Genomic DNA, 19,414 nt, shown 5'->3' on the forward strand with positions numbered 1-19,414 from the left:
GGGCAATTAAATGTTACTATTTAGTCAAATATGCCTTGAATGTGTGTATAATTTCGCAACAAGAATATTTACGGAGATGTTTATGCTGTCTTTATCTGTTGTGATTCTAGCCGCTGGAAGCTCTAGACGCTTTAGCTATGGCTCTAAAACAAGCATAAAAAAACAATGGATTAGAAAGCAAGATCTCCCCCTTTGGCTTTACAATACTTACAAGATTCAAAAAATCTGCACTAAGCTAAATACACAAGTGTTACCAAAATATACACTAGCTGATATCATAGTAGTTGGTTCAAAAGAAGATGTTTCATATATGAAAAAACTAGCTAACTCAGATATCAAGATAGTAGAAGGAGGAAACACACGTCAAGAAAGCCTATTTAATGCCCTCTCTTTTACTAACTCAGACTTAGTTTTAGTAAATGATAGCGCTAGATTTAATACATCTAAAAAAGTAGTGCTTAAGCTTTTTAATGCCTTAAAAGAATCTGCCTTAAAAGCTAAGATATCTATGGAAGACTTGCAAGATAAAACACTTGATAGCACCTCTTTTTTAAGCCTTCTTCCAGCAGGAATAGTGCCTTATTTAAACATAACTGATACTGTAGTTTTAGAATCCACAACTACCCAAAAGACAAAGCTAGACTATCTTAATCGAGACAAAGTCTATCTAGTCCAAACACCACAACTTTCACAAACTGCTATCTTAAAAAAAGCCCTTTTAAAAGCTAAAAGTGAAGGCAAAGACTATAGCGATGAAAGCAGTGCTATTAATGCCTATTTGGAAAACGAAAAAGCAGACCTTAAAACTCCCCTAGCCTTTGTAAAAGGAAGCAAGGCACTAAAAAAGATAACTTATAGTGATGATGTAAAGTTAAAATGGAGTAAGTACGCACTAAGTGCTAGCGGTATAGATATACACGCCTTTGAAGAAGGCAAAAAGATGTATCTTTGTGGAGTAGAAATAGATTCTCCTTTTGGCTTTAAAGCCCATAGTGATGGAGACGTAGCACTTCACGCTATTATAGATTCCATCCTTGGGTGTATGAACTATGGGGATATAGGCGAACTCTTCCCAGATACAGAGGCACTTTACAAGGATGCAGATTCTCAAGTGCTTTTACAAAAAGTTTATGACTACGCAAAAAGCGTAGGTTTTAAACTCATCTCTTTGGATCTAACCTTGCTTGCAGAGCTGCCCAAGATTAGCCCTTATAAAACAAGGATGCAAGAAAGTCTAACTAAACTCTTAGGGGTGAGTAAAACAAATATAAGTATTAAGGCAACTACAACAGAAAGACTAGGCTTCGTAGGCAAAAAGGAAGGAATCTTAGTGCATGCGGTAGTGAATATGAAAAAAATCTCATTAAAAATGTTAAAGAAATAGGAAGGATTAAGCCATGAAAGTTTTGATTTTAGAAAATGAAACATACCTTGCCCAAAGCATTTCGAGTAAATTAGGCGATAACGGACACGCATGCACCATAGTTTCAAGCGTAGAAGAAGCTATGAATAAGCCAACCCACTTTGACGCACTCCTGCTTTCAACAAGTGTAGCAGGCTCTCAGTGCAAAGATATAATTTTAAAATTTAGAGATAGCATTATCATCCTTTTAGCTTCATATGTAAGTGATGATACGGTTATGAGGCCACTTTTATTAGGAGCTAAAGACTATATCATAAAGCCTTTTATCATGGATGAAGTGATAAGAAAGATAGAGCACTATAAGGAGTGTGAGGACTTAAAAACTAAGATTAGATTCCTAAGAAGCTACTTTGCTTTTATAGAAAACGAGCTTCAAGTGCCAAATCTCCCCCAGTACGCCCCACCCATACTTATAAAGGCTAACTCCCAAAGGAGTGCAGATATTTATGCTATGAAGTATGCTAGGGAGAAGCAGACTTTTTTTAAGTTCTTAAACCTAAAAAGCATAGACTGGAATGAATATAACTTTGATGATAATGAAATCTACTACATCACTAACTTTGAGTTTTTAAAGAAGCAAGAAAAGAAAGACTTTTTAGACTTTGCTTTGAAAAAGAAGTTCATCATATCCATGATATCTGATGATAAGGTCATCTTCCCTCAGATAGTAGACATCACAAGCATGGCTAATAATTTAGAAATAGGCAGTGAGATCTTAAGTGTAAAAGACTATGAGCGTATAGTTATATCAAAGTTTGAAGGAAGATATCCTGATGTAGAGCTTGCCAAAAAGCTAGGTATGAGTAGAAAAAGCCTATGGGAGAAGCGCAAAAAGTATGGAATCTTAAAAAAGAAGAATTAAAGGAGAAGTTAGATTATGAAAAAGCAGATTTACATAGACAAGGAGGCCTTAGCGGTGCTATCACTTGCTAAGGCAGAGCTTTTAAGCCCTGTCACTAGACTTATGAACAAAGAAGAGATGGAACAAGTAAATCGTGATTCCATGTATGAGGGTAAAAGTTTCCCTTGCCCCTTTCTTTTAAATCCAAGCGGTAAACGTAACAAGGAAGTCTTAAAGTCACTAAAGAAAAATGAAATCATAGACCTAGTTACTGAAGGTGAAGTAGTAGGAGAACTAAAAGTAGATTCTACTTTCAAGATAGACTTAGATGTTAGGATTAGAAAGCTTACTGGTGGGGATTTTAGTGCGCACGACTTGCCTTCTCTAACTGCACGTATGGGCGATATAGCCCTATGTGGCGAGTATAAACTTCTAGAAAACCCTCAACTTGAGTACTTTAATAGACTTAGCACAACTATAAACTCCCTTAGTGCAAAAAATATCACTGGCTTTTTTATAAGAGCAGAGCCACTCCATAGAGTGCATGAGAAGATTCTCCGTGAAGCTTTGATGAACACTGATGTATTAGTTATCTTTCTACTTAAGCCTTATAAAAAAAGCTTTATAGACTATGACTTAAGACTAAGATGTGTTGAGTTTTTTATAGATGGCTATTTACAAAAAGAAAGAGTAGTAGTTATACCAATAGATGATACCTATCTTTATGCCGGACAAAATAAGATGGCACTAAATGCCATAGTGGCTAAAAACTATGGCTGCACTAAGATGATAACAGGTGAGCACAACCCCGGTCTTGGTGTCTACTACAAAGATAGGCAAATCCACTCCATATTAGATGAACTAAAAGGTATAGATATCAACTTTGAGATAATCTCAGAGTTTGTCTACTGTGATACTTGTAGGACTATAGTCTCTACTAAAGTCTGCCCTCACGGACACCACCACCACATAAGCTATAACTCAGAATCTTTTATAGAGTTTTTTAAACTTGGACTTTTACCACCTGCTATGTTTGTAAGACAGCAGATTTCTGCGATCATGCTTTCTCACATCTTCCCTAATAGGTTCAAGAAACTTAATAGATTCTACTATGACATGATGACTTCAAAAGGTATAGTACAAGATGCCCCAGAAGAAGAGTTTTATCTAAAACTGATGCAGCTTTATCAAACGACTTCTCTTACTTAAGCCCTAGTTTGACAAATATAGCCACCCTTTTTGGAATCTATAGACTTGGTGCATTTGGTACTTTGCTTTGTTATATCTTTAGTTTAATCACTGGCTTTTTGGTTTACACCTACTTTAAAGAAAGCATCTTTATAGCCGCACTTGTATTAGCAGCCCTATGTTTTAGAGTGATAAAAACAGATGAAAGCTTAAAAGAAAAAGTACTTTTACAAAAAACTGCAGGTATCTGGCTTAGCTTTTCCTTTCTAGTCATGCTTAGTCCTTTAAGCCTCATACTATGCTTTGTGATATTTATACTTTTAGAACGTTTTAGATTCTCTTTTATAAAAAAGCTAACAGCTAGCGATAAAAGCTACACACTCATCCTAGCTACACTACTAAATGGCGTCATAAGTGGCTTTTTTACAGTAGTTATATATAAGTTTTTATTAGAAAAAAGTGAGTTTTTAAACACTCTTAGTCTAAAAGTAGAGCACTTTTTATAAAGAGCAAACTAGCTTTGAGTATGCCATATAAGCAAATGCGTGCTTATATCTTCCATCACGCTTAAGCACGCAAGGCTTGCTTAAAGTGCTTTAGTAACTATACTTTTAGCCCTTAAGATAACTGGCAGATCTATCATCTCTCCTTTATAGTTAAAAACAGCATTGTTATGAAGCTTTGCTAACTCTAAGATTTCTCTTGCCCACGCTAGTACTTTGGGGCTTGGGTTAAAAGCCTTATTTATTACTTCAACTTGACTTGGATGTATGCACAAAGCCCCACCAAATCCCATACTTTTTGCTACTTCGCACTCACTTGCTAGCCCTTCTAAATCTTTAAAGTTAGCATAAACTCCATTTAATGGAGATGGGAGGTTATTAACCCTAGATTGCACTACTAGCTTAGCTTGACAAAACTCTAACATCAAGTCTTTGCCTCTCCCTTTTTCTAGTCCTAAATCAAGGGCAAGATCTAAAGAGCCAAAACTTAAAGCTAGCAAGTTTTTAGCACGTGCTAGCTTTTTTAGATTAGAGATTCCCAAAGCTGTCTCTATCAAGGCTATAACCTTAAAGTCTAGTGCTTCTATCTCTTTTTTACTTTGTGCCTTTGATAGCATAACGCCTAGCAAGCTAGGCTTTATGGAATCTAAAAGCTTTAAGTCATCTTGATAGAATCTAGATTTGATACTATTAATACGCACAAAAAACTGCAAGGCCTTATTATCCCTAGCAAAGGCTTTTATATGGTTTCTTGCTAGCTCTTTGCTATCTTCATCTACAGCATCTTCTAGATCTAAGATAACCCCACTTGCTTTAAAACTAAAAGCTTTTAAGAAACGCTCAGGCTTACTTCCCGGCACAAAAAGCAAACTTTTTAAGGAATCTAACTCCATCATATAACGCCTTTTTCCTTAAAGCTTTCAAGTTCAGATTCTAAACCTAACTCTTTTAGTATCATAACTGTGTGCTCCCCAAGATCTGGGATAGCATCCATCCTAGCTTTAAAGTTACTATTAGTCGCAGGTGGTATTAAAGCAGGCAAGATTCCAGCTGGACTGTCCACTTCAGCCCATCTATTACGTGCTTTTAGCTGAGGGTGCTCCCAAAACTTATCTAGCGTGTTCACCTTGCCATTTGCTATCTTTGCTTCTTCAAGTCTATACGTCACTTCCTCACTAGTTAGATTAGCAAAGCAAGATTCTATAATGTCTCTTACTTTTTCGTTATTTTGCGTTCTTAAAGTATTAGTTTTATGATCTTCATGTAAGACTAACTCTTCTCTTTGCAAGACTATATGGCAAAAGTTTGCCCACTCTCTTTCATTTTGCAAGCCAAACATCACAACACCATCTTTAGTTTTATAAGGTCCATAAGGAGTTATAGATGCGTGAAATGCCCCACTTCTAACAGGAGGCTCTGCCCCTTCAAATGTATAATAAAGCGGATAGCCCATCCACTCGCCCAAACACTCAAGCATGGAGATTTCTACCTTTGAACCTTCTCCGGTTTGTTCAAGATGTAAAAGTGCACTTAAGATTCCACTATAAGCATACATGCCAGCACTTATATCAGCTATAGAGATAGGCACTTTTACGACATCTTCTTTTGTGCCAGTTATAGATAAAAGCCCGCTTTCAGATTGGATAAGTAAGTCATAGGCCTTTTTGTGCTCATAAGGACCACCAGCACCATAGCCTGAGATATCACAGACTATAATTTTTGGATTTATCTTTTTTAAGCTTTCATAGTCTAGTCCTAGCCTTGTGCTAGCACCGGGTGCTAAGTTTTGTACAAAAATATCAACTTTAGGCAAAAGCTTTTCTAGTACTTTTTTAGAATCCTCTTCTTTTAAGTCTATAGCTAGGCTTTCTTTAGATCTATTAGTCCAGACAAAGTGACTTGCTAGCCCTTTTGTCCTTTTATCATAGCCCCTTGCCAGGTCTCCAACTTTTGGTCTTTCTATCTTTATAACTCTAGCACCTAAGTCTGCTAACTGACGTGTGGCAAAAGGTGCTGCTATAGCTTGCTCTATACTTAAAACTATCTTTCCTTCTAGTGGTAACTTAGTCATGTTTTATCCTTTTTGTTTAAATATTATCTTGCCTCTATGTGCGATGCTTTCTCCTTCTGCTATCCAAAGAGAAGCTTCTGTAGCACTACTTATAACCCCTTGTGCATGTAAGGTCGAAGGTACACAAAGTGGCCTTAGTCCTTGGTAGCTATACTCAAGTATCTCTTTATCTTTATGGAAGTGCGAAAAGGTATTAATCATATAAGTTGCAAGCAAAGGCCCATGTATAACTATGCCCTTATAGCCTTCAACTTCAGTAGCGTAAGGGAAATCATAGTGAATCTTATGCCCATTAAAAGTAAGGGCGCTATAGCGAAAAAGAAGGGTTGAATCTGGAGTAAAAGTAAGTGAAAACTCTGGCTTTGGAAGGCTAGCATCACTACTTGTCTTAGGAAGGCTAGGCTCTTTATAAACTATATCTTGCTCTTCACTTACACATAAAGTATCGCTTTGAAAGTACTCATGAAGCAAAGTTACAAAAGTAAGCTTACCGCTTCTGCCTTCTTTTTCACTTATATCTTTTATAGTAGTTTTTTTCCTAGCTTCTTTGCCTATAACTAAGTCTTTTATAAACTTAAATCTCCCCCCTGCCCACATCCTATTTCTATTTTCTATCAAAGGCAAAAAGCCTCCAAGCTTTGGATGGCCATCACGCCCTAGCTTACTTGGATCTAGTGCTTTAACAAAAAAGCACCACTGCCAAAGATGGGGTAAACTCTCACCAGCTTTTAGCTCTTCTTGTCCTAAAGTGGCACATATCTTTTGAATCTGATGGATATTTATGTCTTCAGTAAACTCTTCACTTTTGCCTATATAACTCTTTAACTCTGACATAAGTCTCCTTTTATGAATAAAATCGCACATCCCATATAAACTTACCACTTAAGGTAATAAAAGTACTAAACATACTTTTTTATCTATAACAGAATGTTATATATCATAAGAATAATTCTTGTAAAACAACAATATTTCATGACTACTATTAATAAAAATTGACTTATAGTTACTTTTTTTAACATTAAGAGTATTTATATACTGCTAATTTACTTTTTTATACAAAGGAATAATCTTTTTGATAATATGTAAAATATCTCTGTAAACATAAAGAGATACTCAATAAATAAAATTTGTTATAAAGGGAGTTATATGGAGGTTATACACATTATTATAATAGGCTTTATCATACTGTCTATTATTCTTGGCTATGTTTTTAAAACTAACATTGGTGCATTTGCTATACCACTAGCCTTCATAGCTGCATTCTACTATGGGCTTAAACCTTCTGATATAGTGAACTTATGGGGCTTAAACCTCTTTTTTATACTTATATCTATCACATTTTTTTATGGCTTTGCTATTAGCAATGGCACGCTTAACTTGCTAGCCCATAAAGCCATTTACTCAGCTAGGAACTATGCGTGGAGTATACCAATAGTGCTTTACATAGTAGTAGTTATATTTGTAGCTATAGGACCTGGTCACTATGCAGGCTTTGCCTTCATGTCTCCCCTTGTGCTTTACATCGCTAATAGAATTAAAATGAGTAAGCTACTAGCCGCTATCATCATCTACTCTGGGTCTTGTGCTGGTGGCTTTAACCCCTTCACCTTAGGAGGTCGCTTCGTAGAAGGCTTTTTAGCTAATACCTTGCATATGGAATCTTCCCTAGCTAGCACTCTAACGTGGCAGATAGGAGAGAGTATGTTTTATGTTCATACCTTGATTTTTATAATTGGCTACTTTGCTTTTAAGGGCTATAAGGTCATATCAACTGAGTTAGACCTTCCAGAAAAGATTAGTGCTAAGCAAGCTAGAACTATAGGCTTAGTAGTTTTAATCTTTGCCCTTGTCATCATCCCTTCTGTGTGGCTAGCTTTTGATCCAAGCAACCTAAGCCTTAAGAAAGTAACTACTATCTTAAATCCAACCTTTTTGTGTTTCCTTGGCGTAGTGCTTGCTATCATCTTTAGAGTTGGCGATGAAAAGGCTGCTTTTAAAAACATACCTTGGGATCTAATCATCATGGTAGGCGGCCTAGGCATGCTAATCTCCATAGGTGTGCAAGCTGGTGCTATAAAAGCACTAGGTAGTTTTATAACAGATAGTGGAGCACAAAGTGGAGTTATAAGCTATCTTTTAGCTATAGCTTCTTCAGCTATGAGTTTATTTGCTTCTAGTATGGGTGTAGTTATGCCGACTTTTTTCCCACTAGTGCCAACTCTAAGCATAGGCTTGCCTCTTGGACTAAGTGTAGTGGCAGTTTTTGCTACCTTTACAGGCTACTCTCCTTTTAGCACTGGAGGTGCTTTAGTTTTAGCTGGGACTAAAGATGAGCATGAGAAAAAAGAAGTCTTTATCAAGCTTTTATTTTTCCCATTCTTCTTAGTTATAGGTGGGTTTATCTTGCTAAGCATAGGCTTTTTTAGCCTCTAAGGGCGTACTTGCAAGGAGATATAAATCTTGCTATGTGGCAATTTTTACATTGTCTTAGTACTAAGGAGGTGCTTATATCAACATGGCAATTAGATTCTAATTGCCATTACTGCTGTAGCACTCTTGTAATGAGTGCTATTTTTATAAACTAAGAGTATTTTGCTAGGGTGAAGTCATCAAATCTTTATATCATTATGAAGTTTGCCTTTAGGCAAACTTACACAACAATCTCTTAAAAAAGCTCGCTGTTTTTTATCTTAAGTCTAGCGCCAACTTTTGCGCCCTCTATTATCTCTAGCTTTATAAGGCTTAGATCTAGGCTTTTTATACTCGGATACTTTATAAAAAGCAGTCTTGATATATCTAGCAAAGCGTCTTCTAGTAAGCCATAGCCTCCTTCTTCTAGTCTAGATTCTATGCATCTTAAGATACTAGCGTAGTTTAAGTAGGCTTTGTTTGTGTTTTCATACTCATACTTTATCTTTGCTTTAAGCTTTAAGGCTTGAGGCTTAGCCTCGCTATCAAGTATGCCTATAACTGCTTTAAGCTTAGAATCTATCACAAGAGTAAAGACCATAGCCTCTCCTTATCTTAATATTAACTTTTTAAAAAAGTTTACCACCTTAGCAATTTTAGTAGTTTTTTGAAGAGGTATATTACCCCCCCCCCCCCCAGAATTAGGGTTATAAACAACATCAAATGCAGCTTCAAACATCTCTGTAAAAGCTGACACTTTAAGACTTTTTGGGCTTTTAGAGTTTGTATACATATAGTCTTTTTCTTCTAAAACTTCCCCTGTCTTGCAATCAAGCACTATAAAATCCCTAGGCAGCAAGTCCATATTAGAATGTATAAAATGAAAAGGAAAGGGGGCGATTACCACTTTAGGATTTTCCATTAGATAAGCACCCCAGTAACTAAAGCTAGAGTTAGCAGTAATGGCTCCTTTGCAAGCCTTCATAAGCTCTAAGTCAAGATAACCAGCATTTGGACTATTCAAGTTGACTACTTCATAATCTAGCTTATTAAGCCCAAACAAAGAGATACCTTCTTTTTTAACCCAAGCAACATCATCACTAAAGATATAAAACTTAGCATTTGGACACTTTTGCAAAACCAAAGCTATAGCCTTAGTGTAGTAGTTAACACCAAGCTGGGCATACTTGGTAACATTAACACTAGATAAGTAGTCACCTCTTCTAATATGTAAAAAGATAGAATCTTGCTCTTTAATCTTAGTAAGCAAAGCTTTAAAAGCACTAACTTTCATAACAGGGAGGTGGTTTTCTTGTAAGCTAAAGTCTTTTTTTAGCTCTTCTTTTACATCTTCAAAGTAAAGCTCACTTTGAAAGTAGCCTATGATAAACTTATTTAAACACTTAGCTATCACAGCTTTATCAAACTCACCATTTTCGTAAGTTTCCATTAGCGTTTCTGGTAGCATATGAGGCACTTCTTTATTTTTATGCCGATAGCTTATAGTTTTTTTAGTGATTAGATAAATACCCTTTCTTGCAACTCTAAACATAAAGAAAAAAGCTTTATCTATAGTAGTCTTAAAGCCATGAAAGGCACTAGGTCTAAAAAAGCTTTTATCAACATTATACTTTAAGATATCAGGCACTTCATAGCTGTGAATGTCATCACACACTAATATAACTTCTTGCTTTGCAAGCTTAGGGCTATTAGAGTTTCTTAGATGCTTTCTTAGATTCTTAGCAAAAGCATAGATAAAAAACTGATTCCCCAGTCTTCCTTGAAGCCTTATCTCTATCATACTTAAAGCACCTCCGCCCTACCATCTTTTAAAACCACTAAGTCTTCTATCCTTATACCAAAGCTTTCTGGCAAATAGATTCCGGGCTCTATAGAAAACACCATGCCATCTTCTAAGATAGTCTCACTTCTCTTTGTTATAAAAGGCTCTTCATGTATATCTAAGCCTATGCCATGTCCTAGTGAGTGTACAAAGTATTTAGAGTAGCCTCCTTTATCTATAACATCTCTAGCTATAGCATCAAGATCGCGTGCTTTCATGCCACTTCTTGCTTTTTTAGTCGCTTCATCTTTTGCTTTTTTTACCAAGTCATAGATCTTTTGGTGCTCTTTTTTAGTAAAGGTCTGAGTTTGAGAGAACTTAAAATCTTCTTTTATATAAGCACTTCTAGTCCTATCGCTGCAGTATCTTTCATACTTTAATCCAGCATCAACTAGCAAGCAGTCCCCTTCTTTTAAAAACACATCCTTACTAGGTAAAGCATGAGGCTTAGCGGCGTTGCCATTAATTGCCACTATTGGCTCAAAGCTTAAAGGATAGCTACCTTTATCTTCTAAAAAGCCCTTCATCTTAAACCATAAAAACTGCTCACTTAAACCTTTATCACCTTCAGTAAATAAGACCTTATTTATAAACTTTGAAAGTTTTTTATAAGCCTTTTTATTTAAAGCTTGAGAGTGTTTTAAAAGCTCTAGCTCATAAGGCTCTTTTATAGCCCTTAACTTTTGAGTAAAGTTTGGCACTTCTTTTAAGCTAACTTCATCTTTTAGCCTTAAGTACTCACTAACTTGCATCCTTAAAGGGTCAAAAACCAAGCTTTTTATCTTTTGCTTTTTTATTAAAGCTAAAGCATCTTCTAGCAAATCACTAGATTCTACAACTTCTACGTTTTTACACTTTTTATACTTAGAATCTTTTATCTTTTCTTTGGCCTCTGTTGTATATCTAGCATCAGTTATAAAGTAGCCACTATCCCCATGTTTTAAAAACAATACATTATCGCAAGAAAAACCACTCTCACTATAAGCCGCACTTTCATCCCTAGTGATGAAAGCCTCTTTTAAGATAACCTTTGACATATTGCCTCCTTTTAAGTAAAGAGTAGGTATTTATGAGCTTCTTCTTTTGCTAAAGGGCTAACTTCATAAACTTCTTGCCCTAATTTTACATCATAAAGCTTGTCTTTGCTAGCCTTAGAGTAGCCTAAAACTATCTGGCAAGCTAACTTTTTATCAGCCTTACTTGCATCTTTTTCTACTAGTGCTACTGGCCCTACTACATCACCTAAGCTTATATGCTCCATCAAAGAGTGAGGGCTTTCAAGCTTTATACTTTCTTCTTCATTCCTAGCTATAACACATCTTGCCCCTTCTGGAAGCACAAGATAGCGTCCAACTTTAAGCATACTTAAATCATCAAAAACAACCTTTCTATGCTTACTTAAATCTTTTAGCTTAGTAGATACACCAAGGTCTGTAAGCAAGCAGCCACCACCTGGCTTTTCGTGATACTTCCAGTTATTTTGTGTTACATAGCCTAGCTGCAAGCTTCTACCACGCCCACTTACATCAAGCAATCTTTCTCTATCTACCCATCCAGCTTTTTCTGGGAAACTTGGCTCTAGCAGCTTTGCACTCATGGGACGAAGGATTAGCTCATCTAAGCTTTTTGGCTTAGAAGGATCACTACCATCACGGCTTAATATGGAATCAAATATAGGCTCACTACTTAGCTCGCTTACAAGTTTTTTAACTTGATTAAGCGCATCTTTTCTTTGGCTTTTTGGTCTTTGACCAAGTACTTCTCCACTTATAGCAAAGCTAGCACCTAGTTCTACCATCTTATAAAAAGCAAAGCGAAACATATTAGCATGGCAGTCTATGCAGGGGTTAAAAAAGCGTCCATAGCCATACTTTGGCTTAAAAAGCACCTCATCAAAAAACTGCTTTTTAATATCTACTTGGATAAGCTTAGCGCCAACTTGGCTGCTTGCGTTTTTAAAGTACTCGCTTTTATCTTTATTACTCCCAAAGCCTATGTTAAAGTTTAAGGCATAGACTTCTATACCTTGCTTTTGAAGTAAGTGCATAGATATCATGGAATCTAGCCCGCCACTAAAAAGTGCTACTGCTTTAATCTTTTTACTATCTTTATCTTGTCTCAAACTTGCACTCATACTGTCACTAACTCTCCACTTCTTAGTTTTATAATCTTTTTTTGAAGTTCGTTAATCTTTTCAAACCTCTCTTTTGGATCTAATATAATATTATCTTTTAACACTTGTAGGCTAGACATAGCACAAGCTAGTAAAAAAAGTCTTACTTGGCTTATGAACTCTTCTTTACTTAAAACTTTTAGATTACTTTCTACATATAAAAAGTTAAGCACTTTTGCATCTTTATCTTTTAAAAGGGCTTCAAAAAAGTAAGGATTGCTAAAGTTTTTAGGGTCTAGGTAGTTAAGCCCTAGTTCAAAAAGGCTTGTATCTTCTTTCATAGAAAGAAGGATGTTTTTTTCAGCTAGGGAGAGAGAAGATTCCACACTGTTTAGATTAGCTTCGCTTTTATAGTTTTTAGATGTGCTAAGTCTTTTAGGTGCTATAAGCTTAGAATCCATCCCTACAAGTAAGCCCACATAGTTTTTATACTCGTTAAATAAGAAAGGATCTAGCGTGTTTAAAAAGCTAAGACACTCTTCATAGGCTTTCTTTTTTTCAACTGGATGTGAGAGATTATAGTTTTTAACTATCTCTTCAAGACTGAACCTAAAAAAGTCCTTAGAGTTTTTTATAAGTTCTAAAAACTCCTTCTTTTTATCAAGCTTCATCATATCTGCTGGGTCAAGCCCTCCTTCTATGATACTTACACTACCATCTATTGAGTGCTTAGCTAGCAAAGTGCTTGCGCGAAAAGCAGCCTTTATCCCAGCGCTATCTCCATCAAAGCAAAGACGCACTTTAGAATCTAGCTTTTTTAACTGGGCGATATGAAGCTCATTTAAAGCAGTCCCTAGTGTAGCTACAGCGTTTTTTATACCGTATTGATGTAGCATGATGACATCAAGATAGCCTTCACAGATAATGACTTCTTTAGTGTTGTAAATCTCAGGTCTTGCTAAGTTATAGCCATAAAGTAGTTTTGATTTATTAAATACCCTGCTTTGAGGTGAGTTTAGATACTTAGCTACATTTTTTTCAGCGCTTAAGGTGCGTCCACCAAAGCCTACGACATTACCAGTGTTACTTTGTATGGGGAAGATGATACGATTAGCAAACTTAGCATAAGTCCTATCATTACCTTCAGTTATAACGCCTAGCTCTAAGGCTTCAGCGCGTGAGAACTTATTAGATTCTATAAAGTTAAGTGTTTCTATACTACTAGAAGAGTAGCCTATCTTAAAAACTTCTATGCTTTCTTCACTAAGCCCTCTTTGTTTTAAGTAGTCTAAAATTGCTTGGTTTTTAAAAAGATTAGAGTGGTAAAACTTAGCCAAAGCACCTAATATATCACTTAATGGCTTATCTTTGCTAGCACTTTCTTTTGTGTACTCTAAAGTGACATTAAACATAGAAGCAAGCTTGCTTACTGCTTCATTAAAGTCTAACTTTTCATACTCCATAACAAAAGATATGCCATCACCACTTTGCCCACAGCCATAGCAGTGATAGAATCCTTTTTCTTTGTTAATAACAAAAGATGGTGTTTTTTCATTATGAAAAGGGCAAAGTGCCATGTAATTTATGCCACTTTTTTTAACTTCTATATAGTTGCTAATTAGCTCTACTATATCTATGGAATCTTTTAGCTTTTCTATACTTTCTTTTTTTATCATTACTGTTTATTGTTTTCTATGATGGTGTCTATTAAAAAGTCTATTGGCGTGAAGACTCTTTTTAGAATATTAAAAGGTGCTTTTATAACATCTTCTGCAAGGCTTATATTAACTTTTGGGTTATCATACTTGCCTGTTAAGATTAAATTAGTACTTATCTTTCCTTCCCTTCCTAAGATGATATATCCAACAACTGGGATTCTACTAAGTAGGCTACTTACGTTTTTGATAGTTGAGATATTTAAAGTCACTGAAGTTTCTTTGCTTGCAAGGTCTATTATCCCTTCTCCATTTATATCCATAGTTGAGCCAACTAGGTAGATGTTTTCTAATCCAAGATAGTCTTTGTTCATAGCAAGCTTTATTATCCCCCTATCTACTTTGTAGCCATCTGCGCCAAGATGAGGATTTTTAAACACTATCAAAGAAGGTACTGTATCTATAAGTGCAAAGATGTTTTGTACTACTTTAAAGTCAGTAAAGGCAGTATTGTTCATGTTAATAGTTGCACTTATATTGTCACCTCTCATAAAGGCTTTTATATTAAAAAGGCCTCCACTTACTATATCTTTACCACCGCCATTAGACTTAAGCACTCTATTAATAAAGTCGCCACTAAAGTTTTTTGCATCAAAGAACATGACGCCATCAACCATGGTCATATTAAAGATTCCATTACCATAAGATCCATCTATTATAGTCTTATGGCTTTTTATACGTGCGTTAACATCTTCTAGTGGAATCTTATAGCCTTTAAACAAAAACGTCATATTATTTAAGACTATATTAAAGTCTAAGGCGTGGATACCAAGCTGCTTTCTAAGGCTAGCTTTTGCTTGCTCTAGCTTTACGTTTTGCTCTGCTTCTTCTTTAGATATAGGAAGAGAGTTAGTGTCTTTAAAAAGCTCAGCTAAAAAAGGTATCTTAGAATCTAAGGCTAAATCTAAGTCTATAGCATAGCCACCACTTTTAAGCATACTTAAAGAATCTTTACTCTTATAGACTATGTTTTTATCACTAGTGATATTTAAAAAGCCTTTTTTACTTTCGCCAGCTAAGGAGATGTCAGTTAGCTTTTTGTTATCAAGAGAATAGATTGGATAATCAAGCTTTGTTAGCTTAGCTTTAAAGTTAAAATCATGCGTTTTATTATCATCTAGTGGATAAGCCAAAGTCACATCTCCACCTTTTAGCCCATAGTATCTAAGCAAAGGTGATATATCTACTAGCTTTTGTAAGTCACTAGCTTGTACGTGTAAGATTCTATGTTTAAGCTCACTTATAGCTACTTGTGCCTTAGTGTCGCTATTAGCTTGTGTGCTTGAAGTAGGCAGTGCTACTTCTTGACTTGCTTCATCTTGGCTTTTTGGACTAGGTGGCGGGGTGCTAGGTTTTACATTAGCTTCGCTTAGGGCTTCATCTATACTTAAGTTAAGATTAAGCGTAGGTACTTTTAAGATAAGGTGCTTTTTAAAGTCTATCTCAAAGCTAAGTTTTGTATTTGTCATATCTAGTAAGTCTTGTTCTAAGTTAAGCTCTTTTTCTTTTTCAACTTCTTTTCTTGCAAGGCTTGCTATATCTTTTGGACTTAGCTTAGTAAAAGGTCTAGTTTCTTGCTTTTGCACCTTTAGCTTATCCCATACTTGACTTTTAGTAGGCTTGGTTATGATGACATCTTTTGCATCTTTTTGCTTAGTAGTATCTATGCTTTTAGAATCTTGAGTATTGTTAGAATCTTTATTAGCATCTATGTCTTTTTCATCTTGCAGGCTTTGTGTTTTAGGCTGCGTAGTATTAATATCTTTATTTTCATTGGCATTTGGGCTTGTAGCATTTTCTTGTGTCTTAGTATCTAGACTAGGCTGCTTACTAGTTTCACCAACACTGCTAGGGTTGCTTTCTAGCGGTGGAATGGGTGTTATTATGATAGGAGTGCTTGGAGTTTGTGGGGCTTTTAAAGCATTAGTAGTGTCATCTTCATCTAAGCTTGATGGACTTGTTACTATCTCTTCTTTAGGTGTGCCTTTTAAGCTTTGGTCTATGGAATCTATGGAATCTTTTGGCTGTGATGGCTTTGAAGCCTCTATATCTGAATGAAGCTCATAGTAAAGATTTTTATCTTTAGATTCTATATCACTAGGCTGAAGTAAGCTAGGGGCTACATCGCTTACCTCACTAGGGTTATTAAGACTAGCATCAGCTAAGCTTCCATTAAAAGCAGTCTTTAGCACACTAGCCCCATAAGGCTTAACACCTAGTCTATCATCAAAGTAAAAAAGCCCTAATGCTTCTTTTTGTAAGGGCTTATCTTTAGTGTTAGTGCTTTCAGTAATGGGTGTAAACTTATCTAAGTCATTAGTGTTAATAGTGGCTTTTTTTATTAAAGTATTAGCCTTTAAGACTTCTGTTTTTAGGTCTAAAGAAGCCTGCATATTGCCATTTACTAAATCTTTATAAGTCACATCATTACCAGTTATGTAAATCATCTCTTGAGTGTGATTTATATCAAGGGCGACTTGTAAGTCTTTAGCACTTAGCGGGTAGTCAAAAAGTGCTAGCTGCATGTTCTTGCCAGTTATGATGCCTTTGGTAGTAAACTCATCTTTTTTAGTCTCTGGGTTATAGATAAGATTCATAGCAAGGCTTACTTTCATGGTGTTATCTAACATAGCACTACTTAGATCTCCACCATCACCTTCTTGGCTATCTTGGGTGCTAGAAGACTCACTTTGCTCTCTATCTGTGCTAGCTTTATTACTAGCTTCTTCTTTGGTGCTTTGTGTATCTTCTTGCTGCTTTACTTCTTTGTTTTCGTCTTCTTCTTGCTTTACTTCTTCTTGCTTTACTTCTTGCAAGCCTTCTTCTTTTGAAGCCTCTTTGTTTTCTGTGCTTAAAGATTCTGCATTAGTTTTAGTTGCATCTAAGTTTTGTGCTTTATCCTTGCTAGCTAGTCTAAAGGCTTCTAAGGTACTTTTTGAAGGTATAGCAAGCTGCTTTAGAGGCATATGCACATCATAGTGTTCTAGCAGTCTTTCTAGGCTTTCATCTAAGACTGCATTTTGTGCGATTATATTTATATGTATATCAGGATGAGGCATATTAACTATATCTACACTTGAATTATCAAGCACAGCTTCATTAAAGCTAGCCTTAGGAGTTTTTATATAAAGTCCTCTATCTTTGTAAGTAAGATAGGCATTAGGCGCTTCTATTGGGTCAAGTCCTTGGGCTAAAGTGACTTTTAAGTCAGTAAAGCTGATTTTGGCGTGGGTTTTATGTAAAAAGTCATAGGCTATGTCTTTAGGATCTAACCTTACATCAAACCTAAGATCTTCTATCTTTAAACTGCTATAAGCGATATTGGTATAAAGCCACTCTTCTAAAGTAGCTTTTAAGTGCTCATCTTCTATCAAATCAAAGTACTTTTTAAACATAGCAAGGCTTGCAAGGTTAGTGCTTTGAGTGCTAAGACGTAGCTTTTTAGTAGTGCTTATACCAGTAAAGGTAAGGGCTTCTTTTCTAGTAAAGTTAGCTTTTATATTAAAGGCTAGCTCTTTTTTAGGCACAGAGTAGATTAGGTCTCCACCTAAGATCGCATCAAAGCCTTTTATCAAAAACTGTCTTACGTTTAAGACTAGATCCCTTCCTTCACTTACTATGCTAAAGCTAGCATTAACTAAAGGCGTTTTTAAAATATAGCTTTTCCCATCAAATCTAACGCTGCCGGTGTATTTGTGATTGATACTTATATCTTTTATCTCTAAGAACTTAAAGTAAGAAAAGATAAAGATACTTTTTTGTATGTAGTTTATGGCGTCATTGACATTTTCTTCTATAGTCTTAGTGTTTTCTTGCTTAGCTTTAGAATCCATCACATCAACTTTATCTATAGTCAAAACAAACTTATTTTCTAACTTCAAAAAGACATTTTGCACTTCTATGCCAGCTATGCTTACATCTTTTATATGTATACCACCAGCTAGGATTCTATAAAGCACTACTAGGATGATGACTATTATAATTATGATGATTGAGAGTTTTAATAAAGCCTTGTTAGATTTTTTTTTTGCTATGTGCTTTGGATTCTTAGGGGGCTTTTTAAATGAAAGTAAGCTAGGCTTGCTTTCAGAGTTAGCTAAGTTAGAATCTTTTGAAACGTCTAAAACTTCAGGGTTTTTTTTTAGTGCATCTTCAGTGTTAGATTCTAAGTCTTTACTTTTATCTTCTATGCGTTTTGGACTAATAGGCTCGCTTTTTACTTCTTGCATTGTCGCATCTTGCGTTTTTATCTCTTGTGTTTGTGCCTCTTTTGGCTTTTCTTCTTGTGTTTTTGCTTCTTCTGCTTGTGCCTCTTGTGGCAAGCTTGCTTCAGTATTAATAGCCTTTGTTTGTATCTTAGCTTCATCTACTGCAGGGATTTTTTCTTTAAGCACATCTTTAGAAGCATCTTTTTTATCATCTGGCGTTTTTATCTCATAAAGCTTAAAATGAGGATTTGAAAGCTCATCTAACAGTATAGTTTGCTTTTTATCTTCACTTACTTTATGCCCTTCCTCACTGCTAGCTTTAAGACTAAGCTCTCTTGCCTTAGCCTCTGCTTCAAGTAAGGAATCTTTTATAGTTTTAAGATTAGCAAGGTTAAGATTTAAAGACTTTTCATCTAGATACTCTTCAACCCTTATAGCCTTTGGACTTATGTCATCAAGTGAGACTGACTTAACACTTGGCTCTTTTGTGTCTTTTAAGCTGCGTTTAGATTCTAACTCCTGCCCATCTAGCTTGCTAGCTTCTTTGGAATCCACTTTTATATCTTGTGCTTTTATGTCTACTTCTTTAGTGCTTGCTTCTTGGACGTCTCTTTCTTTGGTGCTCTTCTCTTTAGTGTTTGCTTCCTTAGTGCTTTCTACTTTGGAATCTTCACCTTTAGATTCTATATCCTTAGGGCTTTCATCATAGTTTTTTATCTCTAAGTCTGCATCTTCACCTAAGTCAAGATTTTTTATCTTAGATATGACATCACTAGAAATATCAAGATTTTTACCATCTTCTTTGTTTATAATGTCTTCATTAGGAACGACTTTTGTTATATTTGAAGCTGTAAGTACTGGCACAGCTAAGATATCCACACTTTTATCTTTCTTGCCAAAGAGTCTTGTAAAGAAGTTTCCAGTTTTTTTAGAAGGAGCCTTTTTGTCAGCATCTACCTCTTTTAGTAAGCTAATATCTCGCTTTTTCTTTACTTCCACACTTTCTTCGGTATGGACACTTCCTAAAGGCTTAGAATCTACGCTAGTGTCAGCTAGGATACTGTTAAATTTTTTATTATTTTTATTGATTGCCATGTCTT

At 35.7% G+C, this 19,414-nt stretch carries 14 protein-coding genes; 5 read left to right on the forward strand and 9 right to left on the reverse strand.

The window, feature by feature from the left end; all coding sequences use genetic code 11:
• The first annotated feature begins 82 nt into the window (after positions 1–82).
• From ispF to BKH40_RS00890, 4 genes are read left to right on the forward strand one after another with little or no spacing between them, the layout of a single operon-like run.
• Positions 83–1,384: a 2-C-methyl-D-erythritol 2,4-cyclodiphosphate synthase gene (ispF, locus tag BKH40_RS00875; RefSeq protein ID WP_180675039.1), complete on the forward strand. Its 1,302-nt coding sequence runs from the start codon at positions 83–85 to the stop codon at positions 1,382–1,384.
• A gap of 13 nt (positions 1,385–1,397) precedes the next feature.
• Positions 1,398–2,285: a hypothetical protein gene (locus BKH40_RS00880; RefSeq protein WP_095275988.1), complete on the forward strand. Its 888-nt coding sequence runs from the start codon at positions 1,398–1,400 to the stop codon at positions 2,283–2,285.
• A 15-nt stretch (positions 2,286–2,300) separates the two neighbouring features.
• Positions 2,301–3,473 (forward strand): sulfate adenylyltransferase, encoded by a 1,173-nt coding sequence (locus tag BKH40_RS00885; protein ID WP_095275989.1) that lies wholly within the window; start codon positions 2,301–2,303, stop codon positions 3,471–3,473.
• A gap of 8 nt (positions 3,474–3,481) precedes the next feature.
• Positions 3,482–3,958 carry a hypothetical protein gene (locus tag BKH40_RS00890; protein ID WP_095275991.1) on the forward strand — a complete coding sequence of 159 codons (477 nt, stop codon included), beginning with the start codon at positions 3,482–3,484 and terminating at the stop codon, positions 3,956–3,958.
• Between the two features lie 80 nt (positions 3,959–4,038).
• Here BKH40_RS00890 and BKH40_RS00895 read toward each other — a convergent pair whose 3' ends face one another.
• From BKH40_RS00895 to BKH40_RS00905, 3 genes are read right to left on the reverse strand one after another with little or no spacing between them, the layout of a single operon-like run.
• Entirely contained in the window at positions 4,039–4,851 is an 813-nt protein-coding gene (locus BKH40_RS00895; RefSeq protein ID WP_095275993.1) for a CoA ester lyase, read from the reverse strand.
• Positions 4,848–6,026 (reverse strand): CaiB/BaiF CoA-transferase family protein, encoded by a 1,179-nt coding sequence (locus BKH40_RS00900; RefSeq protein ID WP_095275995.1) that lies wholly within the window; start codon positions 6,024–6,026, stop codon positions 4,848–4,850. Before BKH40_RS00900 ends, BKH40_RS00895 begins: the two co-directional genes overlap by 4 nt.
• Before the next feature lie 3 nt (positions 6,027–6,029).
• Entirely contained in the window at positions 6,030–6,860 is an 831-nt protein-coding gene (locus BKH40_RS00905; protein WP_095275997.1) for a hypothetical protein, read from the reverse strand.
• Positions 6,861–7,172: 312 nt separating this feature from the next.
• On the opposite strand from BKH40_RS00905, the gene BKH40_RS00910 reads away from it, so the two are divergent.
• A complete protein-coding gene (locus tag BKH40_RS00910; protein ID WP_095275999.1) occupies positions 7,173–8,459 on the forward strand; it encodes an SLC13 family permease in 1,287 nt (428 codons plus the stop codon).
• A gap of 232 nt (positions 8,460–8,691) precedes the next feature.
• Here BKH40_RS00910 and BKH40_RS00915 read toward each other — a convergent pair whose 3' ends face one another.
• From BKH40_RS00915 to BKH40_RS00940, 6 genes are read right to left on the reverse strand one after another with little or no spacing between them, the layout of a single operon-like run.
• Positions 8,692–9,036, reverse strand: a complete 345-nt coding sequence (locus tag BKH40_RS00915; protein ID WP_095276001.1) for a dihydroneopterin aldolase — start codon at positions 9,034–9,036, stop codon at positions 8,692–8,694.
• 9 nt (positions 9,037–9,045) lie between these two features.
• Complete coding sequence (locus tag BKH40_RS00920; protein ID WP_095276002.1) at positions 9,046–10,236, reverse strand: alpha-1,2-fucosyltransferase; 1,191 nt, start codon at positions 10,234–10,236, stop codon at positions 9,046–9,048.
• Between the two features lie 2 nt (positions 10,237–10,238).
• The gene (locus BKH40_RS00925) at positions 10,239–11,315 is read right to left on the reverse strand and encodes a M24 family metallopeptidase (protein WP_180675041.1); all 1,077 of its coding nucleotides are present in this window, start codon (positions 11,313–11,315) and stop codon (positions 10,239–10,241) included.
• 11 nt (positions 11,316–11,326) lie between these two features.
• On the reverse strand, positions 11,327–12,412 hold the full coding sequence (locus BKH40_RS00930; RefSeq protein ID WP_095276004.1) for a 7-cyano-7-deazaguanine synthase: 1,086 nt from the start codon (positions 12,410–12,412) through the stop codon (positions 11,327–11,329).
• Positions 12,409–14,067, reverse strand: coding sequence for a DNA primase (dnaG, locus tag BKH40_RS00935; RefSeq protein WP_095276006.1), 1,659 nt, complete (start codon positions 14,065–14,067; stop codon positions 12,409–12,411). The genes BKH40_RS00930 and dnaG overlap by 4 nt, the downstream gene beginning before the upstream one ends.
• Complete coding sequence (locus BKH40_RS00940; RefSeq protein ID WP_095276008.1) at positions 14,067–19,409, reverse strand: AsmA-like C-terminal domain-containing protein; 5,343 nt, start codon at positions 19,407–19,409, stop codon at positions 14,067–14,069. Before BKH40_RS00940 ends, dnaG begins: the two co-directional genes overlap by 1 nt.
• Between the last annotated feature and the right edge of the window lie 5 nt (positions 19,410–19,414).

The sequence above is a fragment of the Helicobacter sp. 11S02629-2 genome, from assembly GCF_002272875.1.
In the GTDB taxonomy this organism is placed as follows: Bacteria; Campylobacterota; Campylobacteria; order Campylobacterales; family Helicobacteraceae; genus Helicobacter_I.